At 67.1% G+C, this 26,738-nt stretch carries 25 protein-coding genes; 6 read left to right on the forward strand and 19 right to left on the reverse strand.

Translation table 11 applies throughout. The annotated features are described in order from the left end of the window. From WKW79_RS22520 to WKW79_RS22545, 6 genes are all read right to left on the reverse strand, one after another. On the reverse strand, nucleotides 1–849 hold the full coding sequence (locus WKW79_RS22520) for a helix-turn-helix domain-containing protein (RefSeq protein ID WP_340337432.1): 849 nt from the start codon (nucleotides 847–849) through the stop codon (nucleotides 1–3). Nucleotides 850–889: 40 nt separating this feature from the next. Then, complete coding sequence (locus tag WKW79_RS22525) at nucleotides 890–2,038, reverse strand: acyl-CoA dehydrogenase family protein (RefSeq protein WP_422823944.1); 1,149 nt, start codon at nucleotides 2,036–2,038, stop codon at nucleotides 890–892. Between the two features lie 76 nt (nucleotides 2,039–2,114). Then, nucleotides 2,115–3,149, reverse strand: a complete 1,035-nt coding sequence (locus WKW79_RS22530; protein WP_340337434.1) for a phosphotransferase — start codon at nucleotides 3,147–3,149, stop codon at nucleotides 2,115–2,117. Nucleotides 3,150–3,216: 67 nt separating this feature from the next. Then, on the reverse strand, nucleotides 3,217–4,008 hold the full coding sequence (locus tag WKW79_RS22535) for an enoyl-CoA hydratase-related protein (RefSeq protein WP_340337435.1): 792 nt from the start codon (nucleotides 4,006–4,008) through the stop codon (nucleotides 3,217–3,219). Nucleotides 4,009–4,053: 45 nt separating this feature from the next. Continuing rightward, nucleotides 4,054–5,637, reverse strand: coding sequence for an acyl-CoA carboxylase subunit beta (locus WKW79_RS22540; RefSeq protein ID WP_340337436.1), 1,584 nt, complete (start codon nucleotides 5,635–5,637; stop codon nucleotides 4,054–4,056). Then, nucleotides 5,634–7,250 (reverse strand): AMP-binding protein, encoded by a 1,617-nt coding sequence (locus WKW79_RS22545; protein ID WP_340337437.1) that lies wholly within the window; start codon nucleotides 7,248–7,250, stop codon nucleotides 5,634–5,636. Before WKW79_RS22545 ends, WKW79_RS22540 begins: the two co-directional genes overlap by 4 nt. A gap of 192 nt (nucleotides 7,251–7,442) precedes the next feature. Between WKW79_RS22545 and WKW79_RS22550 the strand changes: the two genes are divergently transcribed. The 3 genes from WKW79_RS22550 (at nucleotide 7,443) to WKW79_RS22560 (ending at nucleotide 9,519) form a co-directional block, all read left to right on the forward strand. Further along, complete coding sequence (locus WKW79_RS22550) at nucleotides 7,443–8,174, forward strand: GntR family transcriptional regulator (RefSeq protein WP_340337438.1); 732 nt, start codon at nucleotides 7,443–7,445, stop codon at nucleotides 8,172–8,174. A gap of 24 nt (nucleotides 8,175–8,198) precedes the next feature. Beyond that, nucleotides 8,199–8,672: a hypothetical protein gene (locus WKW79_RS22555; RefSeq protein ID WP_340337439.1), complete on the forward strand. Its 474-nt coding sequence runs from the start codon at nucleotides 8,199–8,201 to the stop codon at nucleotides 8,670–8,672. A gap of 466 nt (nucleotides 8,673–9,138) precedes the next feature. Then, nucleotides 9,139–9,519, forward strand: coding sequence for a hypothetical protein (locus WKW79_RS22560; protein WP_340337440.1), 381 nt, complete (start codon nucleotides 9,139–9,141; stop codon nucleotides 9,517–9,519). A gap of 141 nt (nucleotides 9,520–9,660) precedes the next feature. Here the strand turns inward: WKW79_RS22560 and WKW79_RS22565 are convergent, their stop codons facing one another. The 9 genes from WKW79_RS22565 to WKW79_RS22605 all read right to left on the reverse strand — a co-directional run bounded on the left by WKW79_RS22565 (nucleotide 9,661) and on the right by WKW79_RS22605 (nucleotide 20,227). Then, the gene (locus WKW79_RS22565; protein ID WP_340337506.1) at nucleotides 9,661–10,428 is read right to left on the reverse strand and encodes a crotonase/enoyl-CoA hydratase family protein; all 768 of its coding nucleotides are present in this window, start codon (nucleotides 10,426–10,428) and stop codon (nucleotides 9,661–9,663) included. Next, a complete protein-coding gene (locus tag WKW79_RS22570; protein WP_340337441.1) occupies nucleotides 10,425–11,495 on the reverse strand; it encodes a branched-chain amino acid ABC transporter permease in 1,071 nt (356 codons plus the stop codon). Before WKW79_RS22570 ends, WKW79_RS22565 begins: the two co-directional genes overlap by 4 nt. Before the next feature lie 13 nt (nucleotides 11,496–11,508). Then, nucleotides 11,509–12,570, reverse strand: a complete 1,062-nt coding sequence (locus WKW79_RS22575; RefSeq protein ID WP_340337442.1) for a branched-chain amino acid ABC transporter permease — start codon at nucleotides 12,568–12,570, stop codon at nucleotides 11,509–11,511. An 8-nt stretch (nucleotides 12,571–12,578) separates the two neighbouring features. Further along, nucleotides 12,579–13,322: an ABC transporter ATP-binding protein gene (locus WKW79_RS22580; protein ID WP_340337443.1), complete on the reverse strand. Its 744-nt coding sequence runs from the start codon at nucleotides 13,320–13,322 to the stop codon at nucleotides 12,579–12,581. Beyond that, a complete protein-coding gene (locus WKW79_RS22585; protein WP_340337444.1) occupies nucleotides 13,315–14,100 on the reverse strand; it encodes an ABC transporter ATP-binding protein in 786 nt (261 codons plus the stop codon). Before WKW79_RS22585 ends, WKW79_RS22580 begins: the two co-directional genes overlap by 8 nt. Before the next feature lie 90 nt (nucleotides 14,101–14,190). Continuing rightward, complete coding sequence (locus WKW79_RS22590) at nucleotides 14,191–15,390, reverse strand: substrate-binding domain-containing protein (RefSeq protein WP_340337445.1); 1,200 nt, start codon at nucleotides 15,388–15,390, stop codon at nucleotides 14,191–14,193. Nucleotides 15,391–15,421: 31 nt separating this feature from the next. Further along, nucleotides 15,422–16,990, reverse strand: a complete 1,569-nt coding sequence (locus WKW79_RS22595) for a long-chain-fatty-acid--CoA ligase (protein ID WP_340337446.1) — start codon at nucleotides 16,988–16,990, stop codon at nucleotides 15,422–15,424. 20 nt (nucleotides 16,991–17,010) lie between these two features. Further along, on the reverse strand, nucleotides 17,011–19,122 hold the full coding sequence (locus WKW79_RS22600; RefSeq protein WP_340337447.1) for a 3-hydroxyacyl-CoA dehydrogenase NAD-binding domain-containing protein: 2,112 nt from the start codon (nucleotides 19,120–19,122) through the stop codon (nucleotides 17,011–17,013). 61 nt (nucleotides 19,123–19,183) lie between these two features. Continuing rightward, nucleotides 19,184–20,227 (reverse strand): zinc-binding dehydrogenase, encoded by a 1,044-nt coding sequence (locus tag WKW79_RS22605; protein WP_340337448.1) that lies wholly within the window; start codon nucleotides 20,225–20,227, stop codon nucleotides 19,184–19,186. A gap of 120 nt (nucleotides 20,228–20,347) precedes the next feature. Here WKW79_RS22605 and WKW79_RS22610 point away from each other — a divergent pair, with 120 nt between their 5' ends. Continuing rightward, entirely contained in the window at nucleotides 20,348–21,127 is a 780-nt protein-coding gene (locus tag WKW79_RS22610) for an SDR family NAD(P)-dependent oxidoreductase (protein WP_340337449.1), read from the forward strand. Nucleotides 21,128–21,202: 75 nt separating this feature from the next. Here WKW79_RS22610 and add read toward each other — a convergent pair whose 3' ends face one another. Then, nucleotides 21,203–22,207, reverse strand: coding sequence for an adenosine deaminase (add, locus tag WKW79_RS22615; RefSeq protein WP_340337450.1), 1,005 nt, complete (start codon nucleotides 22,205–22,207; stop codon nucleotides 21,203–21,205). 69 nt (nucleotides 22,208–22,276) lie between these two features. Then, nucleotides 22,277–22,654, reverse strand: coding sequence for a hypothetical protein (locus WKW79_RS22620; RefSeq protein WP_340337451.1), 378 nt, complete (start codon nucleotides 22,652–22,654; stop codon nucleotides 22,277–22,279). Between the two features lie 151 nt (nucleotides 22,655–22,805). Here WKW79_RS22620 and WKW79_RS22625 point away from each other — a divergent pair, with 151 nt between their 5' ends. Both WKW79_RS22625 and WKW79_RS22630 read left to right on the forward strand, forming a co-directional pair. Next, a complete protein-coding gene (locus WKW79_RS22625; protein WP_340337452.1) occupies nucleotides 22,806–23,606 on the forward strand; it encodes an enoyl-CoA hydratase/isomerase family protein in 801 nt (266 codons plus the stop codon). Further along, complete coding sequence (locus WKW79_RS22630; RefSeq protein ID WP_340337453.1) at nucleotides 23,603–24,406, forward strand: enoyl-CoA hydratase; 804 nt, start codon at nucleotides 23,603–23,605, stop codon at nucleotides 24,404–24,406. The genes WKW79_RS22625 and WKW79_RS22630 overlap by 4 nt, the downstream gene beginning before the upstream one ends. A gap of 29 nt (nucleotides 24,407–24,435) precedes the next feature. Here WKW79_RS22630 and WKW79_RS22635 read toward each other — a convergent pair whose 3' ends face one another. Together WKW79_RS22635 and WKW79_RS22640 are read right to left on the reverse strand one after the other, a co-directional pair. Then, complete coding sequence (locus WKW79_RS22635; RefSeq protein WP_340337454.1) at nucleotides 24,436–25,617, reverse strand: ABC transporter substrate-binding protein; 1,182 nt, start codon at nucleotides 25,615–25,617, stop codon at nucleotides 24,436–24,438. Between the two features lie 121 nt (nucleotides 25,618–25,738). Beyond that, entirely contained in the window at nucleotides 25,739–26,731 is a 993-nt protein-coding gene (locus tag WKW79_RS22640) for an NADPH:quinone oxidoreductase family protein (RefSeq protein ID WP_340337455.1), read from the reverse strand. Nucleotides 26,732–26,738: the final 7 nt, after the last annotated feature.

Below are 26,738 nucleotides of genomic sequence, written 5' to 3' on the forward strand. Positions count from 1 at the left end.
TCAAGCCAAAGCCCGCGCCATCCCATACCCCTGCGCCGCACCCGCCCCATAGCCATACAGCGCCAGCTTGCGGCACCCCGCAAAGATCGACTTGGGCGTGAGCCCGTAGACCTGCCGCACCGAGTGGCTGAAGTGCGTTGAATCGGGGTAGCCCACGTCCAGCGCGATGTTGGCCAGGTTGGCGCTCTGGGTCACGAAGTACAAGACGCTGCGCGCGCGCTGCCAGGTGCGGAAGCTGCGGAACGGCGCGCCGACCTCGGCACGGAATAGATGCAGGAAGCGCGAAACCGACAGGTGACAGGCGACGGCGCAGTCCTCGGCCGAGGTGTGGCTGTTGGGGTCGCGCTTGATGCGGTCGAGCACCGCGCGGATGCGGCGGTCGATGGGGCGCGTGGGCAATTCAAGGCCGAAGAAGTGGCGGTCGAAATCCTCGGTGCGGTCGAACTGGCGGCGTGGCGCGGCCTTGAAGCGATCGAGCGCATCGCGCAAAGTTGCAAGCGTGGACGCATCGTCCACCGCACCGCGACCGTCGCGAATCCACGCGGGCAAGGCCTGCATGTCGACCGCGTCGGATTCAATGAGGATGTTGTAGATCATGCGCTCGCCCGCCACGATGCTGTGAGGCATGCCGGCCGGCACCACCGACAGTTCCGTCGTCTCCCATTCGCCACCGTTCACGCTGATGCGGTGTGGCTGCGTCAAAGACACATAGACCGAGACGCATCCGAAGGTGCGCACCGAAGGCTCGCCCAGCAGGCCCACGTACAGCACGCGGTCCGCATTGAGCCACATCACGCGCTCGGGCCGGCGCGGGGCGAGGTCGATTCGAATCTGCTCATTCGGATGCATGGTTCTTGTCTCCTTGGGTTGTCGTCGTGTGGCGGTGGGCTCAACGGTACTTGGCCAGTTCCAGCTTGCCGATCTGGTTGCGATGCACCTCATCCGGCCCGTCGGCCAGGCGCAGCAGGCGCGCCGTGGCGTAGGCCGACGCGATGCCGACGTCGTTGTTGGTGCCGCCGCCGCCAAAGGCCTGGATGGTCCAGTCGATCACCTGGCAGGCCATCTGCGGCGCGGCCACCTTGATCATGGCGATGTCGGCCTTGGCGACCTTGTTGCCGACGGTGTCCATGCGGTGCGCCGCATTCAGCGTCAGCAGACGCGCCTGCTCGATGAGGATGCGCGACTGCGCGATGCGTTCCAGTGTCACGCCCTGCTGCGAGATCGGCTTGCCGAAGGCCGTGCGCGACTGGGTGCGCTTGCACATCAGCTCCAGCATCTTCTCGGCCAGGCCGACCAGGCGCATGCAGTGGTGGATGCGGCCCGGGCCGAGGCGCCCTTGCGCGATCTCGAAGCCCCTGCCCTCGCCCAGCAGCATGTTCGACGCCGGAACGCGCACATCCTTGAAGGTGACCTCGGAAGCACGGTCGGGCACGCCGTAGAAGCCGAACACCGCGATCGGGCGCACGACGGTGACGCCGGGTGTGTCCATCGGCACGAGGATCATCGACTGCTGCTTGTGGCGGTCGGCGTTGTCGGGGTCCGACTTGCCCATGAAGATCGCGATCTTGCAGCGCGGGTCGGTGGCGTTGGTCGTGTACCACTTGTGGCCGTTGATGACGTACTCGTCGCCGTCGCGCACGATGCTGGATTCGATGTTGGTGGCGTCGCTGGAGGCCACAGCCGGCTCGGTCATGGCAAAGCAGGACCGGATCTCGCCGGCCAGCAAGGGCTTGAGCCAACGCTCTTGATGTTCCGGCGTGCCGTAGCGCGCGAGCACTTCCATGTTGCCGGTGTCGGGCGCGGAGCAGTTGAAGACCTCGGGCGCGAGGTGCGAGCGGCCCATGATCTCGCAGAGCGGCGCGTATTCGAAGTTGCTGAGGCCGGCGCCATGCTCGGACTCGGGCAGGAACAGGTTCCACAGGCCGGCTTCGCGCGCCTTCGGCTTCAGCTCGTCGAGGATGGGCGCGACCTTCCATGGGCCCTGCTCCTCGGCCTCCTTGTAGTAGCGGGCCTCGTTGGGATAGATGTGCTCGTCCATGAAGGCGCCGAGGCGCTTCTGCAGATCCTGGACCTTGGGGGAGAACTCGTACACGCGAACCTTTCTGTGAGGGCGCTCAGCGTTGCGCGAGCGGGAAGTGGGCCTCGACCTGCCGCCATGCGGCCTCGGCGATCGGCCGCGCGCGGGCACCGGTCTCGGCCGCCTCCGCGCTCGATGCCGTGCCGTCGCGCGCGCGTTGCGAGATGCCGTGGAGGATGGCCGCCAGCCTGAACATGCTGTAGGCGAGATAGAACTCCCAATGCGCCGGGTCGATCGTCGCGCGGCCGACGCGTTGGCAGTACGCCTTCAGGTACGCGGCCTCGTCGGGAATGCCCAGCGCGGCGTAGTCGATGCCGGCCATGCCGCGGAACTGCGCGGACGTGAGCCGCCACGGCAGCGCGTGGTAGGCGAAGTCGGCCAGCGGATGGCCCAGCGTCGACAGCTCCCAGTCCAGCAGCGCGAGCACGCGCGGCTCGGTCGGGTGGAAGATCATGTTGTCGATGCGCAGGTCGCCGTGGAAGATGGTGGTCTGGTCGTCGGGCGGTACATGGGCAGGGAGCCACTCGATGAGGCGGTCCATGGCGGGGATCGGGTCTGCCGCGGCATTGGCCTGGTACTGGCGCGTCCAGCGGGCAATCTGACGGTCGAAGAAGTTGCCGCTGCGGCCGTAGTCACCGAGTCCTGCCGCTTGGTAGTCGACCTTGTGCAACGAGGCGACCGCCTGATTCATGCCGTCGTAGATCGCGCTGCGCTCCACCTTCGCGAGTCCGGGCAGGGCCGGGTCCCAGAAGATGCGGCCTTCGACGAAATCCATGACGTAGAACGGCGTGCCGATGACCGAGGCGTCCTCGCAATAGCCCCTGGCGCGCGCGACGGGCACTGGCGTGTTGCGCAGTGCGTCGATGACGCGGAATTCGCGGTCCACCGCATGGGCCGACGGCAGCAGTTCGCCGTCAGGCTTCTTGCGCAGCACATAGCGCGCGCCGGCGGCATCGGTGACGAGGTACGTGGGGTTCGACTGGCCGCCCTTGAAGCGCTCCAGCGTGAGCGGCGCGCGGCATCCGTCGATGTGTTGTCGCATCCAGTCCGCGAGGGCTTGCACGTTCTGCATGCATCGGATGGTACGAAGATATTGTCGGACAATCCATCAGGGTTTGTCCGACAGGTGACAGCGTGTTTCAGCGCGGCTTCGGAGCGAACACGGGAGCGCGCTTTTCGATGAAGGCGGTCACGCCCTCCGCGGCATCGGCCGTGGCGCCGGACTCGACCATGTAGCGACGCTCCAGCGCCAGGTGCTCTTCCAGCGAGCGTTGCGATGCGCCGTCGACAAGATCCTTGATGCGCCCGAGCGAGCCAGACGCGCCGCGCGCCAGTGACAGCACCAGGGCATGCGCCTTCGCCTCCAGTTCTGCGTCGGGATGAACCTGCGACACCACGCCGAGTTGCAGGCATTGCTGCGCCGACAGGGGCGTGTTGGTGAAGAAGATTTCCTTCGCGCGCGCGGCGCCGACACGGCGTGCTAGGAACCATGAACCGCCCACGTCGGGCGTGAGGCCGATCGCGGAATAGCCGCCGCGCAGCTTCATCGACTCGGCCGCGAGCACGATGTCGGCGCAGAGCGCCAGGCCGATGCCGCCGCCACCGATGGGGCCGTTCAATGCGCTGACCACCGGCACCGGCAGGGTCGCGAGGCGGTGGATCGCGCGGTGAATCGGCGGGATGTGCTGGTCGAGCATTTCGGACAGGCGATCGCGCGCGTCCACGAAGCCGCCGATGTCGCCGCCCGCGCAAAACTGTCGGCCGCGTGCCTGCAACAACACCGCGCGCACGCTGGCGTCGTTGGCGACCGCATCGACGACCGCGATGAGGGCATCGGCCATTTCGAAGTCGAGCACGTTGGCGCGCTCGGGGCGGTTCAGGGTGAGGAAGGCGACGCCGTCGCGGTGGTCGAGGAGGATGGGTGCGGTCATGTCAGGCAGGTCTACGGAATCAAGGGTTCGTGAATGGGTCCGCGCTCAAATGGGCGAGATGCCGTGCGGCTTGTCGGGCCAGGCGCGGTGCTTCTTGCGCGGCGCGCAGCGCTCGAGCGTGGCGAGGATCACCGAGCGCGTATCGCGCGGATCGATCACGTCGTCGATGCCGAAATGCTCGGCCGCATGCAGCGCGCCCAACTGTTCGCGGAAGCGGCCGATGAGTTCAGCGCGCTTGGCCGCAGGGTCGGCCGCCGCCCTCACCTGCTTCTGGTACGCGACATCGACGGCGCCTTCGATCGACATCGCGCAGATCTCTGCCGTGGGCCAGGCCACGCAGAGGTCGGCATCGAAGCTGCGGCCACCGCACATCGCGATGTAGCCGAGGCCATAGCCCTTGCGCAGCACGATCGACACGCGCGGCACCGTGGCCTGCCCGAGTTCGAACAGCAGCCTGGCACTGCGCCGCGCGAGGGCCGTGTCCTCGGCCTGGCTGCCGACCAGGAAGCCCGGCAGGTCGACGAGGTAGACCAGCGGCAGCCCGAAGCCGTCGCAGATCGAGACGAAATGCGCGCCCTTCTCGCAGGCCTTTGCATCGAGCGTACCGGCGAGGTGCAAGGGCTGGTTGGCCACGATGCCGACCGCGCGGCCGTGGATGAGCGCGAAGCCGGTCACAAGGTTGGGTGCGAAGCTCGGCTTGATCTGGAACAGCGAGTCTTCATCGACCACGCCGCGGATCACGTCGCAGATGTCGTAGGGCTTGCGCGGGTTGTCGGGCATCGCGTCGAGCAGGCGCTGTTCGAATTCGTGGGCAGGCTCGCGCGGGGTAGCAAACGCAGGCAGCAGCCCGGCATTGGATGGCAGGTAAGCAAGGTAGCGGCGGACGTACGCGAGGGCCTCGGCATCGTCGTCGGCCGCGATATCGGCGAGGCCATTGAGGTCCGCCTGCACTGCCGCGCCGCCCAGCGTGTCCTTGTCGGTCACCTCACCCGTGGCCGCCGCGACCAGGGCCGGACCGGCAATGCCCATGGTCGAAGTGCCGCGCACCATCACCACGAAGTCGCACAAGGCCGCGAAGTTGGACGGCCCCGCGAAGCCGGGCCCCATGATGACCGCCACGGTCGGCACCCATCCCGACAGCGCGACCGCGATCTGGAAGTAGCGCGAGCCCTGCGCGAAGTGACGGCTGTCCAGCCCCTCCTGGATGCGGTGGCCGCCGCCATCGAGCAGCAACAGCATCGGGCAGCCATGCTCCAGCGCATGCGTCGCCATGCGTTCGACTTTTGTCTCGCCGATGCGGCCGTTGGAGCCGCCGAGCACGGTGAAGTCGAAGGCGCACAGGCACACCGGCCGGCCGTCGATGCTGGCGTAGCCGGTGAGCACGCCGTCGGAGGGGGCTTGCAGCGATTCGGTGTCGAAGGTGTCGCGCTTCGGCTCGACCAGGCCGCCGACTTCATGGAAGCTGCCATGGTCGACCAGCAGTGCGATGCGTTCGCGCGCCGACAGCTTGCCGAGCGCATGCTGCCGCGCGATGGCCGCAGGACGCGCCGCATCGACCAGGCTGTCGCGCTTGGCGGTGAACTGCGCATAGGCCAGGCGCGTGGCGCCGAGAGTGGAGTCGTCGCTCATTTCTTCCTTGCGGGCGCGGCCGGATCGGCGGTGCGGTCGTAGGTGCCGGCGGTCACGCCTGCTTCGCGCAGCGCCTGCTTGCGGACTTTGGCGGTCGGCGTCTTCGGCAACTCCGCGAGGTACTCGACGTAGCGCGGCACCATGAAGTACGGCAGGCGGTCGTCGAGGAAGGCGAGCAATGCGGCCGGCTCGACGGACTCGCCTTCGCGCAGCACCACGCAGGCCTTGATGTCGTCTTCGCTCGCATCGCTGGCCACGGCGATGACGGCGCATTCCAGCACCGCCGGATGCTCGTTGATTTCCTTCTCGACCTCGAAGCTCGACACGTTCTCGCCACGCCGGCGCATCGCGTCCTTGATGCGGTCGAGGAAGACGAACTGCCCGTCGGGCTCGCGCCGGAACGCATCGCCGGTGTGCAGCCACTGGTTGCGCCAGGCGTTGACCGTGGCCTCGGGCATGTCGTGGTAGCCGTCCATCACCATCCAGGGCTCATGCGTGCGGATGACCAGCTCGCCGAGTTCGCCATCGAGCACGGGCTGGTCGTGCGCATCGACGAGGCGCACGTCGAAGTCCGGCCGCGGCCAGCCGACCTTGCCCGGCTCGGCGCGGCCGACCGGTGCGCGCAGCACGGTCGAGCCTTCGGTGAGCCCGTAGGCCGTGCACACCGCCTCGATGCCGAAGCGCGTGCGGAACGCATCGACCTCCGCCATCACCGGCACCATCATCACGCGCCGCAACGGGTGGCTGGCATCGTCGGCGCGTGGCGGCTGGCGGTACAGGAAGTTGGCCATCGCGCCGAGCAGCATCGTGTAGGTGCAGCCATGGCGACGCACGTCGTCCCAGAAGGTGGTGGCCGAGAAGCGCGGCAGCACGACGTTGCTGCCACCCGCGATGAGGTTGTTGTAGATGGCCGCCCATTGCCCGCCGATGTGGAACAGCGGCAGCGTGCAGAGCGAGACGTCGTTCGCGTCGGCCAGCCCCAGAACCTGCGGCGCCGAATAGCCGTAGGCATGCGCATGCGTGACCCGCACGCCCTTCGACGGGCCGGTGGTGCCCGAGGTGTACATGATGCCGATCAGGTCCCAGGGGTTGAGCTGCGCCGGTGCCTCGCGCGGGCCGCGCAGATCGTCCCAGGGCATGAAGCGCAGCCGGCCGACCGCCGGCATGCTGCCCATGGCGCCGCGCACCACGACGTGCTCCAGGTGCTGCAAGCGATCGGCCACGTCGAGCAACAGCGGCAGGTAGTGCGCCTCGATGACGATCACCTTCGCGCCGCAGTTGTTGATGACATGGACCAGGATCGAACCCTTGTAGGCCGTGTTCACCGGCACCTCGACGCGGGCCGTGAGCGACAGCGCCCACCAGGCGATGACGAAGTCGAGGTGGTTGTCGAGCATCAGCAACGCGAACTGCTGCGGACCGACGCCGAGGCGCGCGAAGCCAGCGGCGAAGGCCAGCGACTCCTCGTACAGCGCGGCGTAGCTCATGCCGCGCTCGACGTCGCGCACGGCGGGCTTGTCGGGCGCGGTGCGCAGATGGCCTTCGAGCACCGCGCCGAGCGTGCGCGCTTGCAGCGGCGGCAATGCGGCTGGCGGGTCGGTGGAAGGGCTCATGTGTCTCTCTTCTTGACGGGACGGTGAGGGTTTCATCCCATTGATTCCGGGTTGATTGTCAGCCACGATTGCCAGACAATCAAGACGAACATTCACTGGCTTTCCCCAAGGACCGCGCCGCGATTCGAGCCTCGACGGCGCAACGCCCTCTTCTAGAATCCGGACCGCCCAAGCCACACGCGCCTCACCCGAATGACCGTTGCCACCCAAGCCCCTGCCAGGAAGACCGCTGCCGCCGCAAAGAAGGCCGCAGCCGCCGAGGCGCCCGCCAAGCCGCGCAGCACGCCCGACCGCGTGGCCGACGCGATCAGCAAGGGCATCCTCACGCGCCGCTTCACGGTCGGCCAGCGCCTGGTCGAGGCCGACCTCACGCGCGACCTCGGCGTGAGCCGCAGCACGGTGCGGGAAGCCCTGCGCATCCTGGCATCGAGCGGCGTGGTCGACCTGACACCGCACCGCGGCGCCGTGATCCGTTCACTGAGCCGCGAGGATGCGGCCAGCCTGCTCGGCGTGCTGGAAGTGCTGACCGGCCTGGCCGCGCGCCTCGCGGCCACCAACATCCGCATCGGCAACAACGCCAAGCGCTTCGAGGCGGCGGCGCAGACGCTGATCTCGGCCAACACGCCCGAGGCGCTCGACCGCGTGCTCGACGGCCGCGCCAACTACTACCGCGTGATGTTCGAGATCGCCGACAGCAGCGAACTGAGCCGCGTGCTGCCGCAGGCCCGCGCGCACCTGTTCCGCGCGCAGTTCTACAACTTCCTCACGACGGCTGATTTGCGCTCGATGGTGGCGGAGTACCGCGGGATCACCGAGGCGATTCTCGAAGGGGACCCGGTGAAGGCGGAGGCGCGCACGCGCAAGCACTTGCAGAAGTCGGGGGAGCGGACCTTGCCGCGGATGTCGGGGTTTTCACTCGCTTGAGTTCGAAGACGGCAGGATTCGGTCATGACCAGACCTTCAGACCTCGCTCAGAATTTCGCTCCAAACCACCCTTTCTCCATGAGCCCTTGGTTATCGAATCCGGTTGTTCACACCGCTGTGGGCGATATGGCCGTTGAACTCCAGATGCCATCGGGCGGGCGACCCAGCGCGGAAATGCTTGAACTGGCATCGAGGCTCGCTGAGTATGCGAAGCAGCACGCCGAGCACATCCTGGACCTCATCTATGCGCACTATCGGTACGCCGAAGCCAATCAGTGGCTCGACTTTTGGGATGTTCCTGCAGGTCTGACCAGAGCCCAGGTCATGAGCGAGGTGGATTCAGTCGCCCTCGTGGTGGACCCCGAACTCGTCGCCAGCGTATACGTCAACCCCCACTGGGACCCAGAGCACAAGCTCGACCTGCTTTTTGAGGGGACGATTACCGCGGTGAACGGCGAAGCGTTCGACCTGGTCGACGGCACCTTGGTCCTGCGTTGAGCTCCGTTGCCGTGGGTCAGAATGCGGCCAAAGCGGGAGCTCGTGCTCGGCGCATCAATCGAACATGATCGGTCATCCAAATAAGCTCTACGCCCTCCTCTTCGCGACATTGATGCTGGCTGGCTGTTCAACACCTGTCGATCAAGTAAGGCGTGTTGAGATGCTCATACTGCCGAAGGTGTTTGTGGTTGACGGTGTGGGGTTCTCGACAGCAAACGAAGCCGTTGCCGCGGTTCTAGCAAAGCACCCGACTTCGGTGGCACTTACGGCTTGCGGCGCGATGGCAACACAGCGAGTTATTGACGCTATGGAGGTCCTGCGAGCCAAGTTCCACGGAACCTTCACGATGTCAGTCCTCGGGGCAGGAGAGCGTGGTTGTCCTGGCTACTCTTCGTAGTTCGATACGAACTCCGCAATCGGACACAACCCGACATTCGTGTCCGCCTTCCAGCTTGAGGGATAGAAAGTGATCAAACTTACCCGGCGATTGACAGTTCTCGCATGCTGCTCAGCTCTTCTCGCGATGCCTGCCGCTGCCGATCCGACCCCACCGTCTCCGCAGACTGCGAAGCAGGCCGCAAGGTGCTCGATCGTCGCGAGCATGGCTGCCGATGCAGCAAAGTCCACGGAGGCAGCAGCGGGTAGCAAGACGATGTCGCGCTTGATGCTGAAGCTTGCAGTGGTGGGGGCCGGACGGCAGCAGACCATGGCATGGCTGGACGAACTCGAGGCCGAATTTCGAGGGAGCGCAGACCTTTCGTTTCTACGCCAGGAAACGGACGCCTGCAGGACGTTGATTGCGGAGCAGTCAGAGTGGCTTGACATACTCCTGCACCAAGCGAACTGAAAGGCTCAACTGTGAACCGCTTGCCCCGGCCTAAGGCTGAGCCTCCGCCGCCCGGGACAAATCGGCCATGGGCGGTCCTATCCCAAAGTCCGTTGTGCGCGACCAAGCGGCCCCACGCGATGAAGAACCGAGGCGCCATCTTCAGCGCCCTATCCATACCGCCACGCGCTTCTCAGCAAACGCCGCTGCACCTTCCTGAGCATCCGACGAATCGGCGATCTTCCGCGTCGCGCAACGTTGACGCTCGAACATTTCGCCGTCCGCCCAGGTGCGCGAGTCCCGCAATATCTGCTTGCTCGTCGCCACGGCAAGCGGGGCGTTGGCGTCGATGCGCAAGGCCAGCGCCAAGGCCTCCTGCAACGCATTGCCGGGCTCAACTAGGCGGTTGACCAGGCCCCACGCCTGCGCCTGCGTCGCCGGGATCGAGTCGCCCAGCAACGCCATTTCCATCGCGAGGCTCATCGGGATGCGATGCGGGAGGCGCATCAAGCCGCCAGCCGCCGCGACAAGTCCCCGCTTGACCTCGGGCAACCCGAAGTTTGCGGTACGGCTCGCTACGACAAGGTCGCACGAAAGCACGATCTCGAAACCACCCGCCACGGCATGCCCCTCGACCGCGGCTATCAGCGGCTTCTTCGGCGGCGCCTCGCACAGTCCAGCGAAGCCCCTGCCCTCGATGGTCGGCTCGATGCCCGCGAAAGCAAAAGCCTTGAGGTCCATGCCCGCGCAGAAGTTGCCGCCGGCGCCCGTGATGATGCCGACGTGCAATGCCGGATTGCCATCGAGTTCGTCCATCGCCGCCGCGATGCCCTGCGCCACGGCCATATTGATCGCGTTGCGCACCTGCGGCCGGTTGATCGTGACGACCAGCACATGGCCTTCTGTGTGCAGAAGAACGGATTCGCTCACAACGCATCCTTGTGGGTCGAGCGCAACTTGCCCACGATGCCGCTCGGGAAGAAATACACCGACAGCACGAACACCGCGCCGAACCACAGCAGCCACCGATCCGGATGGAACAGCTTGGCCAGCAGCGGCACCGACTCCAGCGAGCCGCTGACACCGCCCATCAAGCTCTGCAGGTAGTTCTCGGCCACCACATACAGCGCCACGCCCACCACCGACCCATACACCGTGCCCAGCCCGCCGATCACCGCCATCAGCAGGATGTTGAGCATCACGTTGAAACCCACCGTCGTCTGCGGGCCGACATAGCGCAGCCACAGCGCCATCAGGATGCCGGCGCAAGTCGCGAGCGCGGCCGACAGGCAGTTGATGGCCACGCGATAGAACAGCGTGCGGTAGCCGATCGCCTCGGCGCGGAACTCGTTCTCGCGGATCGCCTCGAGCACGCGGCCGAAGCGCGAGTTGACCACGCGCAGCATCAGCAGGAAGAGCAGCACCGACGACACCAGAATCAGGTAGTAGGTCAGCACCTTGCCGTTGATGGTGGTGCCGAACACGTCGTTCTCGAAGGGGCTGAAGGCCGGCGTCAACAGCGCCGGCAGCTTGAAGGTGCGGCCGTCGTCGCCGCCGGTGAAGCTGCCGAGGCGCATCACCAGCGCACCGAAGGCCGAGGCCACGGCCAGCGTCATCATCGTGTAGAAGATCGCCTTCACGCGCAGCGACACCAGCGCGATGAGGAAGGACAGCAGCACGGACAGGCACAGGGCAGCCACGCTGCCGATGGCCATCGCGCCCCAGGTCGGCCCGAGCTTGAACATGGCGATGGCCACGCCGTACGCGCCGATACCGTAGAACATCGCATGCGCGAAGGACACCACGCCGCAGTAGCCCAGCAGCAGGTCGAAGGAGGCCACCAGCACGACGAACACGCAGATGGTGGCCGCCACGTTGAGCGAGCGCGCGCCGGAGAACAGGAAGGGCGCGGTCGCGAGGTACAGCAGGATCAGCACCAGCAGCCCCGTCAGGATGCGGCTGCGCGGATAGTCGCCGGAGAGGATTGTTGTCAGCATGGCGTGCTCCGCGTCAGTGCTTGTTCACGGGGTACAGGCCCTGGGGCCGCCACAGCAGCACCGCCATCATCACCAGGATGTTCGACACCAGCGCCAGGTCCGGCAGCACGAAGCTCACGTAGTTGGTGCTCAGCGCGATCAGCATCCCGCCGGCGAAGCAGCCGGTCACCGAGCCGAGGCCGCCGATGATCACGATGATGAGCATCTGCACCAGCACCTCGGCGCCGATGGCCACGGTGAACTGCTCGCGGTAGAAGCCCCACATCACGCCGCCCAATCCCGCCAACGCGGAGCCGCCGACGAACACCGCGACGAAGATGCCGCGCACGCGATAGCCCAGTGCCTCGACCATCGAGCGGTTCTCCACGCCGGCGCGGATCAGCAAGCCGACGCGCGTGCGGTTCAGCAGCAAGGTGAGCCCGATGTAGACCACCAGCCCGATCGCGACGGCCACCAGCCGGTAGCGCTCGATGGCCACGTCGCCGACCACGAAGGAACCACGCACCGTCTCCGGCAGCGGCAGCAGCATCTGGTTGGCGCCGAACAGCACCAGCACCAGTTGCTCGATGATGATCATCGCGCCGATGGTGATGAGGATCTGCTTCAGGTGGTCGCCATACACCGGCTTGACGAAGAGCCGCTCGTAGACCCAGCCGAGCGCGGCCGTGACCGCCATCGCGACTGCGATGATCGCGACGATGGCGATGAGGCTCGCCGCCACCTGGTTCGATTCCAGCAGGCCCTTGAGCGGCGCGACCATCAGCGTCGCGGTGTAGGCGCCGACCGCGACGAAGGCGGCATGGCCGAGGTTCATCACGTCCATCAGGCCGAACACCAGCGTGAGCCCGCTGGCCATGATGAACAGCATCATGCCCATCGCGAGCGCGGCGATGGTGAGCGTGATCCAGGTCGGCACGCTGCCGACCACCGGCAGTGCGAGCGCGATGAAAGCGAGGATGAGGATACCCGGCACCAGGTCGCGCTTGCGGCCCGGCAGGGCTTCGAGCATGGCGGGCTCGGTGGGCGCGGGGTCGGGCAATACGGCGTTCACGGGGATGGTTTCTGTAGCGGCCATGTCGTTCCTCAGTGAACCGCGCCGGCATGCAGGCCCAGCAGGCGCGCCTGCATCGCCTCGTCATTCGACAGCGCCTGCATGCTGCCCGCATGCACGATGCGCCCGTCGTCCATCACGGCCACGTGGTCGCCGAGCGCGCGCACGAAATGAAAGTTCTGCTCGACCAGCAGGATCGTGGTGTCGTGCGCCTTCAGTTCGAGGAAGGCCTGCGACAGGTTGTCGACGATGGCGGGCGCGAGCCCCTTGGTCGGCTCGTCGATGAGCAGCAGCTTGCGCGGCTCGATGATGGCCCGCGCAATCGCGACCATCTGCTTCTGCCCGCCCGAGAGCGTGCCGCCCGGCCGCAGCCAGAAGCGCTTGAGCGCGGGGAACAGGCCGAAGATCCAGTCCAGCCGCTTGTCGTCGAAGCGCCCACCGATGGCCGCGAGGCGCAAGTTCTCCTGCACCGTCAGGCCCGAGAAGATGCCCATGTCTTCCGGCACGAAGGCGATGCCGCGGCGCGAGATGTCGGGCGTCTGTTCCTTCGTGATGTCGTGCCCGTCGAAGCGCAGTGCGCCGGCGCTCGCATGCCAAAGACCCATGATCGTGCGCAGCGTGGTGCTCTTGCCGGCGCCATTGCGGCCCAGCAGCACGGTGAGCCCGGCGCGTGGCACGACGAGGTCGACGCCTTGCAGGATGTGGTACTCGCCGATGTGCGTGTGCACGCCTTGCAGCGTGAGCAGCGGCGCGTTGTTGTCTGGTGCCTCAGGCATGTGCGGCCTCCGCGCGCTTCGGGGCCGGCCGCTTCACGCCGAGATACGCCTCCTGCACAATGGCCGACGCCATCACCTCGGCTGGCATTCCGTCGGCCACCAGGCGGCCGTTGTGCAGCACCACGATGCGGTCGGCCAGCGAATGGATCACGTCCATCTTGTGCTCCACCAGCAGGATGGTCTTGTCGCCGCGCGCCTTGAGCTTGCGGATGAGTTCAAGGATCACCGGCACCTCGTCGACGCTCATGCCGGCGGTCGGCTCGTCGAACATCAGGATCTCCGGCTCCAGCGCCATGAGGATCGCGACCTCCAGCTTGCGCTTGTCGCCATGTGGCAGCTTGGAGGACACGTCGGCGCGGCGGTGCGCGAGGCCGACCTCTTGCAAATAATGCTCGGCCTGCTCGATCAGGTCGCGCCGGCCCCGCCACATCGCGAGCATGTTGAAGCCGGCGCTGTGGCGGCTCTGCACGGCCAGGCGCACGTTCTCGGCGACGGTCAGGCGCGGGAACAGGTTGGTGAGCTGGAAGGCGCGGCCGATGCCGCGGCTGGTGCGCTGAGCGGCGCTCAGGCGCGTGATGTCCTCGCCCTTCAAGTGCACCGCACCGGCACTCGCGCGCAGCTGGCCGGAGAGCAGGTTGAAGTAAGTCGTCTTGCCCGCGCCGTTGGGGCCGACGATGGCGGTGAGCGTGCCCGCGCCGAACGCGGCCGTCACGCCATCGACGGCCGCGTGGCCGCCGAAGCGGATGCCCAGGCCGGTGCTCGACAGCGCATCGGTCATGTGGCCCCCACGCTCGGCTCTGTCGTGTCCTCGCTGCCCCCCGAGGGGGCGCGAGCTTGCTTGGGGCGGCCCGGCGCTGCGCTCATCGCTTCACTGCTTGACCGTCACAGGCACCGGCATCTCCGACGCCGGAATCTCTCGCACCAGTTCCAGCAGATCCCATTCGCTCGCGGGGTTCTTCTTCATCTTGAACTGGTACTGCGACTGCATAGCCTGGTGGTCTTCCTTGCGGAAGGTCATCTTGCCCTTGGGCGTGTCGAACTCCATGCCTTCCATCGCGGCGATGAGCTTGGGCGTGGCGACCGAGTTGGCCTTCTTCACGCCGGCCACGATCGCCGCGGCGGTGACGAAGCCGCCGGCGGTGAACAGGTCGGGCGGCATGTTGTAGCGCTTCTGGTGCTCGGCCACGAGCCAGTCGTTCATCGCGTTCTTCGGGAAGCCGTAGTAGTAGAAGGTGCCGCCGGTGACGTCCAGGCCCTTCCACGGCTTGGTGTTCTCGAGGTTGGCGCCGCCGATGGAGAGAAACTCGATGCCGTAGCGGCCCGGGTTCAGCTCGGAGATCTTGCGGATCGGGTTCGGCGCGCCCCAGATCACGACCAGGTACTTCTTGCCGGTGACGTTCTTCATGCCGTCGAAGATGCGTTGCATGGGCGCGGTGAAGTCGGTGGTGGCAAGCGGGATGAATTCCTCCTGCACGACCTTGGCCTTGCTCTTGGTCAGTGCGAGCGCTTCCTTGAAGGCTTTCACGCCATCGCGGCCGTAGACGTAGTCGGGCGCGAGGAAGGCGATGTTGTCGCCGTCCTTCAGGCTGGCCGCGCTGGCCAGTGCGTCCTGGAAGGAGTTGCGGCTGGCGCGGAACAGGTTCTTGTTCCAGGCGGAGCCGGTCAGTGAATCGGCAATGGCCGGCTCGATCATCAGCAGCTTGCCGTACTCCTCCGCCACCGGTGCCATGGCCAGTGCGCCACCCGACCAGGAGGTGCCGATGGCGATGTCGGCCTTGTCGTCTGACAGCGCCTCTGTCAGCATGGCCTTCGACAGCTCCGGCTTCATCTGGTCATCCTTGACCACGATGTCGACCTTGCGGCCGATCAACGTCATGGTGCCGCCGGTGAGGTATTCCATGCCCAGGCGGAAGCCGCGCTCGGTGTCGCGCGCGTAGGCCTCCGACGGGCCGGTCTTGCTCGCGATCAGCGCGATCTTGATCGGCTTGTTGTCCTGCGCAACGGCGGGCAGTGCCAGGTATGCGGCGAGTGCCATCGCGGCGCTCGCCATCAGTCTCTTCGTCAGCATCATTGGGTTGTCTCCTTGGGATTGGGGTGTATCAAGCGACTGCCCGCTGCCGGCCTTGCCAATAGGGCGCGCGCAGGATGCGCTTCAGGATCTTTCCGCTCGGGTTGCGCGGCAGTTCGTCGACGACGTCGACGCTCTTCGGGCACTTGTAGTGCGCGAGGTTGGCGCGCATGAAGTCGATGATGTCGCGCGGCTCGACCTCGACGCCGGGGCGCAGCACCACGCAGGCCTTGACTGCCTCGCCCCAGGTGTCGTCGGGCACGCCAATGACGGCCCCGTCGGCCACGGCCGGGTGGCGCATCAGCACGTTCTCAACCTCGGCCGGATAGATGTTCTCGCCGCCCGAGACGATCATGTCCTTGATGCGGTCGTTGATGTAGAGATACCCGTTCCTCACGTAGCCGCCGTCGCCCGAGCGCAGCCAGCCACCGTTGCCATTGCGGCCCTCGGGGTAAGCCTGCGCGGTCGCTTCGGGGTTGCGCCAGTATTCCTTGAGGTTGCGATCCGACTCGATCCAGATCTCACCGACCTCGCCGTCCGGCAGGTCCTGCATCGTGATCGGGTCGACGATGCGCAGCTTGCCGCCGCCGATGGGGCGACCGGCCGAGCGCAGCAATTCCGCATCGCCGGAGCGATGGTCTTCCGGGAGCAGAAAGGTCGCGGGGCCCGACACCTCGGTGAGCCCGTAGACCTGAAGGAAGTCGCAGCCGAACAGGTCGACGGCCTGCTTCAGCGTGGTCTCGCTGATCGGCGAGCCGCCGTAGGCTATGAGCTTGACGCCCGAATAGTCGTTGGCCTTGGCACCCGGCACTTGCAGCATGAACAGCAGCATGGCCGGCACGACGAAGGAATGCGTGATGCCGTGCGCGGAGAAGGCCTTGAGGTACTGCTCCGGATCGAAGTCCGCGAACACGGTCGTCAGGCCGCCGTTCTGCAACGGCATCAGCAGCATCGTCATGCCCGCGACGTGGAACACCGGCAGCGGATTGCCGAGGATGCTCGACTGCTCGAACTTCCATTCGCGCTCGACCACGCGGCTGGTCGACAGCAGGCCGGCATGCGAGAGCACGATGCCCTTGGGCAGGCCGGTGGTGCCGGAGGAATAGAGCTGCAAGGCGGCATCGTGCGTGTCCAGCGCTACGGGCGTCAGGTTGGGGCTGGCGTCGGCGTACCACTGCGCGAACGAGGGAACATCGCCGTGCGGCACTTCGGTGCAAACAAGCTGCCTCACCAGCGGCAACCTGGCGGCCTGCTGCACCGTCGGCATGAAGGCCGCATCGGCCATGAGGAACGGCGCCTCGCCGTTGTTGACGATGTATTCGACTTCGTGCGGCGCGAGGCGCCAGTTCACCGGCATGCACACGGCGCCGAGCTTGCACGCGGCCAGCGTGAGGAGGATGCATTCGATGTGCAGCTTGGTCAGCACGGCCACGCGCGAACCGCGACCCACGCCCATCGCGGCGAGTGCATTGGCGATGCGGTTGGTGTGGATGTCGACGTCGCGGAAGCTGAGCCAGCGATCGCCGTTGCGATACGCCGGCGCGTCGGGGCGGATCGCGGCCTGGCGTTGCAGGCTCTGGACGAGGGTGAGGTCTTGCATGTCGGTTTCTTGAAGAGGGATCACGCGGGATGCCAGTCGGAGATGCGCTCGCCGCGCTTCGCCAGGTCGGCGAGCAGTGGCGAGACTGTCCAGTAGCCGAACGCGTTGCCGCGCACCTGGCCGTAGTGCTTCAGCCGCTCGGCAATCACGGGCAGCCCGATGGCGTCGGCCATGAACATCGGGCCGCCCTTGTGGTCGGGGAAGCCATAGCCAGCGGTCCACACGATGTCGATGTCGCTGGGTCGGTAGGCAATGCCCTCCTCGAGGATCTTCGCCCCCTCGTTGATGAGCGGGTACAGCAGGCGCTCGACGATCTCCTGCTGGCTGATGTCAATGCGCTGCGCGATGCCGTGCGCGATGGCCAGTTCCTTCGCGAGGCGCGCAGTCTCGAGGTCGCCGAGCGGCTTGCGGCCGTCATAGCGGTAGTAGCCTGCGCCGGTCTTCTGGCCGAAGCGGCCCAGCTCGAACATCGTACGCACCATCGCACGGTAGCTGTCGTCAGGCGGCAGGCCGCCCGCCTTGCCGTATTCGATGACCGTCTTGGCGCCCACGTCGATGCCGGCCATGTCGAGCATGCGGCACGGGCCCATCGCCATGCCGAGCGCCTCGACGGCGCCGTCGATCTCGGCCGGCGTCGCACCTTCCATCATGAGGAACTCGGCCTCGCGCATGTAGACCTCGGCCATGCGGTTGCCGATGAAGCCATAGCAGACGCCTGACACCACCGCGACCTTGCCGATCTTGCGGGCGAGTTGCATGACGGTGGCCAGCACCTCGGGCGCGGTCTTTGCGCCGCGCACCACTTCCAGCAGGCGCATCACGTTGGCCGGGCTGAAGAAGTGCATGCCGACCACGTCGGCCGGGCGGCCGGTGGCGTCGGCGAGCACGTCGACATCGAGCGTGGAGGTGTTGGTGGCGATGATGGCGCCGGGCTTGCAGACGGCGCCGAGCCTGGCGCAGACCTGCTTCTTCAGGTCCATGTTCTCGAACACGGCTTCGATGACGAGGTCGCAGCTTGTCAACGCTTCGTAGTCAAGCGTGCCGCGCAGCAGGGCCATGCGCTGCGCGACCTGTTCGCTGGTGAGGCGGCCCTTGGCCGCGCTGGCCTCGTAGTTGGCGCGCACGATGCCCAGGCCCCGGTCCAGCGCGGCCTGCGTGGTCTCGACCAGCACCGTGGGAATGCCGGCATTGGCGAAGTTCATCGCGATGCCGCCGCCCATCGTGCCTGCGCCGACGATGCCGACCGATGCGACCGAGCGCAGTTGCACGTCCTTCGGCAGGCCGGGGATCTTGCCGGCCTGGCGCTCGGCGAAGAACAGGTGGCGCTGCGCCTTCGATTCTGGCGAGGTGCGCAGTTCCTCGAACAGGCGCGCCTCCACCGCCTCGCCCTCGACGAAGGGCAGCGTCGACGCCTGCACCGCCAGCACGATGTTGCGGGCGGAGGGGTAGAACGCCTTCTTGCGCTTCGCCTCGTCGAGGGCGCGCTCGAAGTAATCGGCTGGCAGGCCGACCTGCGACACCTTGATCTCGCTGATGCGGCGGGCGCCGGCGCCGCGTGCGACCAGCGCCTGCGCAAAGGCCAAGCCGATATCGAGCGGCGCGCCCTCCTTCACCTCGTCGACGATGCCGGCCCTCTGCGCGGCCGCCGCCTTGATGCTGCGGCCGGTGGAGATCATGTCCAGCGCGAGCTCGATGCCCGCCACGCGAGGCAGGCGTTGTGTGCCGAGCGAGCCGGGCAGCAGACCGAGCTTGACCTCCGGCAGGCCCACCTGCGTACTTGGCAGGGCCACGCGGTAATGGCAGGCCAGGGCCAATTCCAGGCCGCCGCCAAGCACCGTGCCGTGCAGGGCAGCGACCACCGGCCGGTCTTGCGACTCCAGCCGCATCAAGGTGCCGTTGTAGACGGTGGCTGTGAAGTCGGCCGCGTCGAAGGAGGAGATGTCGCCACCCGCGACAAATGTGCGGCCCTCGCAATGGACCAGCAGGGCCGCGTAGCTGCGGTCGGCCTCGAAGGCATCGAGCGCCGCGACCATGCCGGCCACCACGCCGGGCGAGATCGCGTTGACGGGCGGGTTGGCGATGCGCAGGACGGCGATGTCGCCATGGCGCTCCAGATTCACGGGATCAGTCATTGAGGCAGGCTAGCAAAGGGGGGTTCATGTCTCTTGCGTCCACACGCTGTCCACGTTGGGGTCAGACCCGACCCGCCGGCAGGACCAGCAGCTTGATCTGCGTGGTGGGCTTGCGCAGCGCCTCGAAGGCGGCAGGCAACTCGTCCAAAGTAACGGTGTCGGTGACCATCGGCGCCGGATCGACCCGGCCCGCATCGAGCAGGTCCAGCACGCGCCGCCAGTCGGGCTTGCCGTAGCCCATCACGAACTGCAGGCTCAGTTCCTTGGCCATCGCGCGCTGCGGGAGCACGCGGTCCTCGGTCGGGCAGACGCCCACCACGACGACACGGCCGCGCGGCTTGGACAGGTCGACGCACTGCTGGATCAGGCCCGGCGCGCCGACGCATTCGAAGATCACGTCGGGCGGGGTGCCGGTGCTGCGGAAGAAGGCTTCGGCGATCGGTTCCGAGCGAGGATCGATGGCCGCGGTGGCACCGAAGCGTGCCGCCGTCTCGCGCCGGCCCTGGGCGTATTCGCTCACCACGACGTGCGTGGCGCCGGCCTGGCGCGAGAACGCCGTGACGGCGAGCCCGATCGGCCCGGCGCCGATCACCAGCACACGATCGCCGAGGCCGACCCTGCCCGCCTCCACCGCATGCAGCCCCACGGCCAGCGGCTCGATCATCGCGCCCTCGCGCTCGCCCACCGCATCGGGCAGGTGCAGCGCCTGGCCGGCGGGCACCTTGACGTATTCGGCGAGCGCGCCGGGCCGGTTCGGGCTGAACCCGGTCAGGCGGTTGTTCGGGCAGATCATGCCCAGGCCCTCCTTGCATTCCTTGTGGCCCTCTGACGTGCAGGTGCTGCAGGCGTTGTTGGGCAAGGCGGTCACGCGCTGGCCCACCTTCCAGCCACTGGCGCCGCTTTCGACGATCTCGCCGGAGAACTCGTGGCCGAGCACGGTACCCGCCTTGACGGTGAACAGGCCAGGGTGCGTGGAATGCAGGTCGGAGCCGCAGACGCCGCAGCAGAACACGCGCAGCACCAGCTCGCCTTCGCCGGCCTGCGGCAGGGGGATGTCCTCGATCGACAGCAAGCGGTCGACGCCGCGGAAAACAGCAGCCTTCATGGCTCGCAAGGCTAGAGGCGCGGGCCTTGGCTGGCTTGCGTGCAGGCGCTGCGTTGCGGTCACGTGCAATCAGCCAGTGCGCGCAAGATCGGGCCGCACCGCCGCCCTACGATCGATGGCATGAACCTGCAGGACAAGGTCGTCGTCATCACCGGCGGCGCGAGCGGCATCGGCGCTGCGATGGCGCGGCGCTTCGTCGCGGAAGGGGCCAGGACCGTGGTTGTGGCGGACCGGGATGGCGCGCGGGCTCGCGAGTTCGTGAACCGACTTCGTAGTGAAGGCGCGAGCATCGCGGTCGCCGCCATGGTCGACGTGTCGAGCGAGGCGGCGATCACCGCACTGGTCGATGAAGTCGAAGCCGCGCACGGCCCGATCGACCTCTTCTGCAGCAATGCCGGCACCACCATCCCCGGCGGCCCCGAGTTGCCCGACGCCGACTGGCGACATGTGCTCGACATCAACCTCATGGCCCACGTCCACGCCGCCCGTGCCCTGTTGCCGCGCATGCTGGCGCGTGGCGGCGGCTACCTGCTGCAGACCGCGTCGGCCGCCGGCCTGCTGTCGCAGTTCGACGCGCCCTATGCGGTCAGCAAGCATGCGGCGGTGGCCTTCGCCGAATGGCTGTCGATCACATACGGCGACCGAGGCATCCGCGTGAGCTGTCTCTGCCCCGGCGCGGTCGACACGCCGCTACTGCAAGCCGAGAGCGAGACGCGCCGTGCGCTGATGTCACAAGGCGCGATCGACGCCGATGCGGTGGCCGGCATCGTGGTTCAGGCGTTGGCGGAGGAGCGCTTCCTGATCCTCACGCATGGCTTCCTGCAGGCGCAGATCGAGCGCAAGGCGATGGACCGGGAGCGATGGATTCGGGGCATGCGGCGATTGCACGCGCAGGCTTGATCGAAGCAGCGCGAGGGGTTGGACGTGAGCGAACGTATCGCCCTTGATGGCAAGGCCCGCGCCGCACAGGAACCGCTACCAGCGCGCCAGGTCCGCCAGCAAGCGCGCTTTCACATCCGCATTCGCAAAGCTCGCCGCGATCGAATCGCGCGCCAGATCGCGCAGCACATCCTCCGACCAACCGAAGGTCTCGCCGCACAACGCGTACTCCCCCACCAGGCTCGCGCCGAGCAGCACCGGATCGTCCGTGTTGAGCGATACCACGACACCGGCCCGCCGCAACCGATCCACCGGATGTGCCTCGATCGACGGATACACGCCGAGCACGAGGTTCGAAGTCGGGCACACGCCCAGCGGAATGCGCCGCTCGGCCAGCAGTTCCACCAGCGCCGGGTCGTCGATGGCGCGCACGCCATGGTCGATGCGATCCGCGCCGAGCAATTCGATGGCATCGCGAACGCCTTCGGGGCCGCTCGATTCGCCGGCATGCACGGTGCGCCGCAGTCCCGCTGCGCCCGCACGGCGGAAGGCATCGGCAAAGCGCGGCCCGGTGCGGCCGGCTGCCGCCTCGTTGCCGTCGATGGACAACGCCACCACGCGCGGATGCCTCAGTGCGATCAGCGCATCGGCCAGTTCCGTCGCCTCATCCGCCGTCTGCGTGCGCAGCAGGCTCACGCACAGGCCCACCGGCGGCAGTCCATCCTGCTCCGCCGCTGCGAAGCCGGCATCCATCGCATCGAGCATCGCGGGCAGTCGGCCGTGCCAGGCCTTCCAGTGCGTCGGGTTGAAGATCACGTCCGCATAGCCGGCGCCGTTGTCGGCCAGGCGCTTCGCATAGCCATAGCTCAGTTCGGCCAGCCGGTCGCGCGTGGAAGCCAGGCCGCAGGCCCAGTCGAGGAAATGCAGGAAGTCGGCGAGGCCTTCGAACTGGAACAGGCGCTCGACCGGACGCGGCATCGCGACACCGGCCTGCGCGGCCCAGGCTTCGAGCACGGCGGGTTCGAAGCAGCCTTCGAGATGGGCATGGACCTCGGCCTTGGGAAGGGCACGCAGGCGGGCGAGATCAGGGGTGTCAGGCATCGTGGCAAATCGGGGAGAAATGAGGAACGCCGGCATTCGCCAACGCGATCCTCGATTCTCCGCCACGCCCTACACCCAGCGCCGCACCGCCTCCGCCGTATCGCTCGGCTTGGTGTTGAAGCAGATCTTCGCCGCGGGCGCATGCGCATGCACGATGTTGACCAGCCGCTCGAACAGAAGGAAGTGCACCGGCAGCGTGCGCACCCCCGCGCCGATCACGACGCAGTCGAAGGGCTCGCCCGACAGCGCATCGGTCACCACCTGCCCCGCCGTCTCGCCCAGGTCCGTGAGGCACAGGTGGGCGTCGTAGCCGAGGCCGTTCAGCGTGGCCTGGTCGGCGGCCAGCCCGGTGCGCACCTTGTCGGCATTCATGTCCGGCATTGCGGTGAAATTGACCAGGCTGGGTTCCAGGCCGATGACCAACACACGCTTCCTTTTCGCATCCATGCATCGCTCCTGTTCGGTTTGGAGGGACCCGCATTGAATCACGGCGTCGAAGGACCGCGGGATTCGTCTGATTCGACGATCCCTGCATGCCGCTTGCATGCCACCATGCGCATGACGTAACTCATCCCGCAAATGTGAGGCCTGACCAGGAATGCAATACGAACACCTCGAAGTCAATGCCGATGGCGCGATCGCGTGGGTCACGCTGAACCGGCCTGAGAGGCTCAACGCGCTCAACCCGCGGATGATTGCCGAGCTTGGCGCTTTCTTCGGTGGGCTCCGGGCAAGTTCGCCGGTGCGCGTGGTGATCCTGCGCGGCGCGGGCCGAGCCTTCTGCGCCGGGCTCGACCTCAAGGAATTCCAGTCCGAAGGCGCGAGCAAGAAAAGCGTGGGCGAGATGCTGGAGTTCCAGCGCAAGGTGCGCGACATCATGATCGCGATGCGCCGTTGCCCGCAGCCGGTGATCAGCATCGTCAACGGTTCGGCCAGTGGTGGCGGCTTTGCGCTGGCACTGGCCTCCGACATCCGCCTGGCCACCGCCGACGCGCGCATGAACGCATCGTTCATCCGGCTTGGGCTCAGCGGTTGCGACGTCGGCGTGAGCTACTTCCTGCCCCGCATGGTCGGTGCATCGGTGGCGGCGGAGTTGATGCTGACCGGGCGCTTCCTCGATGCGCAACGCGCGCTGGCACTGGGATTGCTCAGCCGCATCGGGACACCCGAGGAACTGGAGGCCGAAGCCGCCGCGCTCGCCGGCGAGATGCTGCGCGCCACGCCGCTGGGCCTGCAACTGACCAAGGACGCACTCGGCATCGCGATCGATGCCAACTCGCTCGAAGCGGTCATCGCGCTGGAAGACCGCAACCAGGTGCTCTGCACACAAGGCGAGGACTTCGGCGAAGGCGTTGCCGCCTTCCTGGAAAAGCGCGCACCGAGGTACCAAACCCCATGACGAACGACACGCCCGCACTCGTCACGGTCGACCGGCCCATGGCTGGCTGCGCCGTGGTCACGCTCAATCGTCCGCGCGCGATGAACGCCCTGTCGCGCGAACTGCGCCGCGAACTGACATCGACCTTCGAAGCCCTGCGCTCCGACGGCGACGCAAGAGTCATCGTGCTGACCGGCGCCGGCAACGCGTTCTGCGCGGGGCTCGACCTCAAGGAACTCGGCGCCGCCGCGCAGCCCGGTGCGGCCGTGGCGCCCACCGCCGACGAAGACCCCATGCAGGCCATGCTGCGCCTGCAAGCTCCGGTGATCGGCGCGATCAACGGCCCGGCCATCACCGGTGGCTTTGAACTTGCGCTCGCCTGCGACCTGATGATCGCCTCGACACGCGCCAGCTTCGCCGACACGCATGCTCGGGTGGGCGTGATGCCGGGCTGGGGACTGTCGCAACGCTTGTCGCGCCTGATCGGCCCAGGCCGCGCGAAGGAGTTGTCGCTGACCGGCAACTTCCTCGACGCGCATCAAGCCGCGACATGGGGGCTGGTCAACCGCGTCGTCGAACCCGAAGACCTGCTGCCCGCGGCGCTGAAGCTGGCGAGCGACATGCTGTCGGTGCTGCCGGAGATGCTGGTCGCGTACAAGCGGATGATCGACGATGGCCTGGACGGCACGCTGGCCGACGGACTGGCGCTGGAGCGCGAACGCTCGCGCGCATGGGCCGCCGAATTGCACGGCGCCGACATCGAGGCGAGGCGTCGGGAGATCGCGGAACGCGGCCGCGCGCAAGGCAAGCCGGCGCACTGAGCGCCGGCCCGCCGCTGCATCTCCATCCCTCACGGCTGCATGTAGTCGGTCACCGGCACCCACTTGCCATTCACGATCTTCGAGATCCGCACCGCCTCCGAGCCCAGCCGCTTGGTCTTCGCGAAGCTCATCGTGTCGAAGCCCAGCTTGTCACGTGGAAAGGTCGACGTCTCCATCGTCTGCACGAAGCGATCGGTGGTCAGGTCGGGGCCGACCTTGTCCAGCGTCTTGATGACCCAGTCCATCGAGGCATAGCCCATCACCGCGTACTGGCCCGGGTCTTCGTTGTACTTGGTCTTGTAGGCCGCGAACCAGTCGCGCAGGGCCTTGGAGGCATCGTCGGCATAGGGCTGCGAGCTGGCGTGGGAGGACAGGAAGCCGTCCATCGTCGGGCCGCCCAGTTTGGGCACCAGGTGCGAGTAGGAGGCGGAGGTGCCGATGAACTCCGGCGCAAAGCCACTCTTCTTCGCCTCGCTGATGGTGCCGATGGTCTCGCGCAGCGTGGTGCCCAGCACGACGGTGTCGCAACCCGCGCTCTTGAGCCGCGCCACCTGAGAGGAGAAGTCGGTCGCGCCGCGCTTGTAGCTGGTTTTCTCGATGACCTTCAGCTTCATCTCCGCGGCCTGCGCCTCCACGCCCTTCATCAGCTCCGAGCCCAGGTCGTCGTCCTGCGTCAGCGAGCACCACTTGCGGTCGGCCTTCATCTGGGTCAGCGCCTTCACGATCACCTTGCCCTGCTGGTAGTAGGGCACAGTGAAGCTGAAGGCCAGCGGCGTCGGCGGGTCGTACAGGCCGCGTGCCGATGCCAGCGGGAACGCATGGATCACGCCGGCATTGGTGAAGATCGGCATCGTCGTCAACGCCAGCGAGGTGCCGATGTTCCCGACGGTGATGAAGATCTTGTCGTTCTGCACCAGCTTCTGCGCGGCGAGCACGGCCTTCTTGGTGTCGTAACTGGAGTCCTCGACGATCAGCTTGATCTTGCGCCCGCCGGCCCCGCCCGCGGCATTGGCCTCCTCGATGCGCATGTTCATGCCGTTGAGCGTTTCCTTGCCGAAGTTGGCGATCGGGCCGGAGAGGTCCTGGATCGTGCCGACCAGCACCTCGGTCTTCGTCACGCCCTGCGTCGCGTGGGCCAGCAGGGGCAGCGCGGCGCATGCGCTGGCGATCCACCAGCGCATCGACGGGCTGGTGGCATGCTTCTTCGTCATCTTGCTTCACTCCTTGGGTCGGCTGCCGGCCGGGATCGGCCAGCGATGCATCGGAGTGTGGCGAGCGGACGCGACAGCCGTCTTGCGCCGAGACGCTGCGCGCGCGGCGGGAAATCCCTGATCAGTCGCCCCGACCGAGCGACGTGGTCAACATGATCTTGCCCGTCGCGCGCCGGTCGGCCACCACGCGCAGCGCCTCGGCCGCGCGCTCCAGCGGATAGCGCGCGGTGATGGTCGGGCGCAGGCTGCCGTCCGCAAGCCAGCCGACCAACTCCTGCATGAAGGCGTCATAGCGCGCCGGCTCGGCCTTCGAGAAGCCGCCATAGAACACGCCGACGATGCTGCAACCCTTGAGCAGCACCAGGTTGAGCGGCAGCTTCGGGATCTCGCCCGCGGTGAAGCCGATGACCAGGTAGCGCCCGCGCCAGGCCATGCTGCGCAGCGCCGGCTCGGCATAGTGCCCGCCGACCGGGTCATACACCACGTCCACGCCGCGCCCGCCCGTCAGCGCCTTGACGCGCTCGCGCAGGTCCTCCGTCGCGTAGTTGATGGTCTCGTCGGCGCCGCTGGCACGGCACAGCGCGAGCTTCTCGTCGGTGGAGGCGGCGGCGATCACGCGTGCGCCCATGAGCTTGCCGAGTTCGATCGCGGAGATGCCGGTGCCGCCGGCCGCACCCAGCACCAGCAGCGTCTCGCCGGGCTGGATGGCGGCGCGGTCCTTCAGCGCGTAGTGCGAGGTGCCGTAGGTGATGACGAGCGCCGCGGCAGCTTCCATGTCGATGCCCTCGGGCAGGCGCACGAGCTTGTCGACCGTGGTCAACACCTCCTCCGCATAGCCGCCCCAGCCACACACGGCGATCACGCGATCGCCCGCCGCAAAGCCTGTCACGCCCTCGCCCACCGCCTTGATCGTGCCGGCGACCTCGCCGCCCGGCGAGAACGGCAACTCGGGCTTGAACTGGTACTTGTTCTCGATGATCAGCGTGTCGGGGAAGTTGACGGCGCTGGCATGCACCGACACCAGCACCTCGCCCTTGCCCGGCACCTGCGAAGGCACCTCTTCGAAGACCAGGCTCTCGGGCGGCCCGTGGCGGTGGATGCGTGCGGCTTTCATGCGTTTC

This window comes from Variovorax robiniae, from assembly GCF_037889955.1.
GTDB classification, from domain to species: Bacteria; Pseudomonadota; Gammaproteobacteria; order Burkholderiales; family Burkholderiaceae_C; genus Variovorax; species Variovorax robiniae.

Bases quoted from the DNA above. Each gene is read 5' to 3' on its own strand.
- WKW79_RS22540 (WP_340337436.1), bottom strand. From the start codon at position 5,637: ATGAGCGACGACTCCACTCTCGGCGCCACGCGCCTGGCCTATGCGCAG.
- WKW79_RS22605 (WP_340337448.1), bottom strand. From the start codon at position 20,227: ATGAAGGCTGCTGTTTTCCGCGGCGTCGACCGCTTGCTGTCGATCGAG.
- WKW79_RS22550 (WP_340337438.1), top strand. From the start codon at position 7,443: ATGACCGTTGCCACCCAAGCCCCTGCCAGGAAGACCGCTGCCGCCGCA.
- WKW79_RS22535 (WP_340337435.1), bottom strand. From the start codon at position 4,008: ATGACCGCACCCATCCTCCTCGACCACCGCGACGGCGTCGCCTTCCTC.
- WKW79_RS22585 (WP_340337444.1), bottom strand. From the start codon at position 14,100: ATGACCGATGCGCTGTCGAGCACCGGCCTGGGCATCCGCTTCGGCGGC.
- WKW79_RS22595 (WP_340337446.1), bottom strand. From the start codon at position 16,990: ATGCAAGACCTCACCCTCGTCCAGAGCCTGCAACGCCAGGCCGCGATC.
- WKW79_RS22640 (WP_340337455.1), bottom strand. From the start codon at position 26,731: ATGAAAGCCGCACGCATCCACCGCCACGGGCCGCCCGAGAGCCTGGTC.
- WKW79_RS22520 (WP_340337432.1), bottom strand. From the start codon at position 849: ATGCATCCGAATGAGCAGATTCGAATCGACCTCGCCCCGCGCCGGCCC.
- WKW79_RS22570 (WP_340337441.1), bottom strand. From the start codon at position 11,495: ATGCTGACAACAATCCTCTCCGGCGACTATCCGCGCAGCCGCATCCTG.
- WKW79_RS22580 (WP_340337443.1), bottom strand. From the start codon at position 13,322: ATGCCTGAGGCACCAGACAACAACGCGCCGCTGCTCACGCTGCAAGGC.
- WKW79_RS22630 (WP_340337453.1), top strand. From the start codon at position 23,603: ATGACGAACGACACGCCCGCACTCGTCACGGTCGACCGGCCCATGGCT.
- WKW79_RS22525 (WP_422823944.1), bottom strand. From the start codon at position 2,038: ATGGACGAGCACATCTATCCCAACGAGGCCCGCTACTACAAGGAGGCC.
- WKW79_RS22610 (WP_340337449.1), top strand. From the start codon at position 20,348: ATGAACCTGCAGGACAAGGTCGTCGTCATCACCGGCGGCGCGAGCGGC.
- add (WP_340337450.1), bottom strand. From the start codon at position 22,207: ATGCCTGACACCCCTGATCTCGCCCGCCTGCGTGCCCTTCCCAAGGCC.
- WKW79_RS22575 (WP_340337442.1), bottom strand. From the start codon at position 12,570: ATGGCCGCTACAGAAACCATCCCCGTGAACGCCGTATTGCCCGACCCC.
- WKW79_RS22530 (WP_340337434.1), bottom strand. From the start codon at position 3,149: ATGCAGAACGTGCAAGCCCTCGCGGACTGGATGCGACAACACATCGAC.
- WKW79_RS22600 (WP_340337447.1), bottom strand. From the start codon at position 19,122: ATGACTGATCCCGTGAATCTGGAGCGCCATGGCGACATCGCCGTCCTG.
- WKW79_RS22635 (WP_340337454.1), bottom strand. From the start codon at position 25,617: ATGACGAAGAAGCATGCCACCAGCCCGTCGATGCGCTGGTGGATCGCC.
- WKW79_RS22555 (WP_340337439.1), top strand. From the start codon at position 8,199: ATGACCAGACCTTCAGACCTCGCTCAGAATTTCGCTCCAAACCACCCT.
- WKW79_RS22620 (WP_340337451.1), bottom strand. From the start codon at position 22,654: ATGGATGCGAAAAGGAAGCGTGTGTTGGTCATCGGCCTGGAACCCAGC.
- WKW79_RS22590 (WP_340337445.1), bottom strand. From the start codon at position 15,390: ATGCTGACGAAGAGACTGATGGCGAGCGCCGCGATGGCACTCGCCGCA.
- WKW79_RS22625 (WP_340337452.1), top strand. From the start codon at position 22,806: ATGCAATACGAACACCTCGAAGTCAATGCCGATGGCGCGATCGCGTGG.
- WKW79_RS22545 (WP_340337437.1), bottom strand. From the start codon at position 7,250: ATGAGCCCTTCCACCGACCCGCCAGCCGCATTGCCGCCGCTGCAAGCG.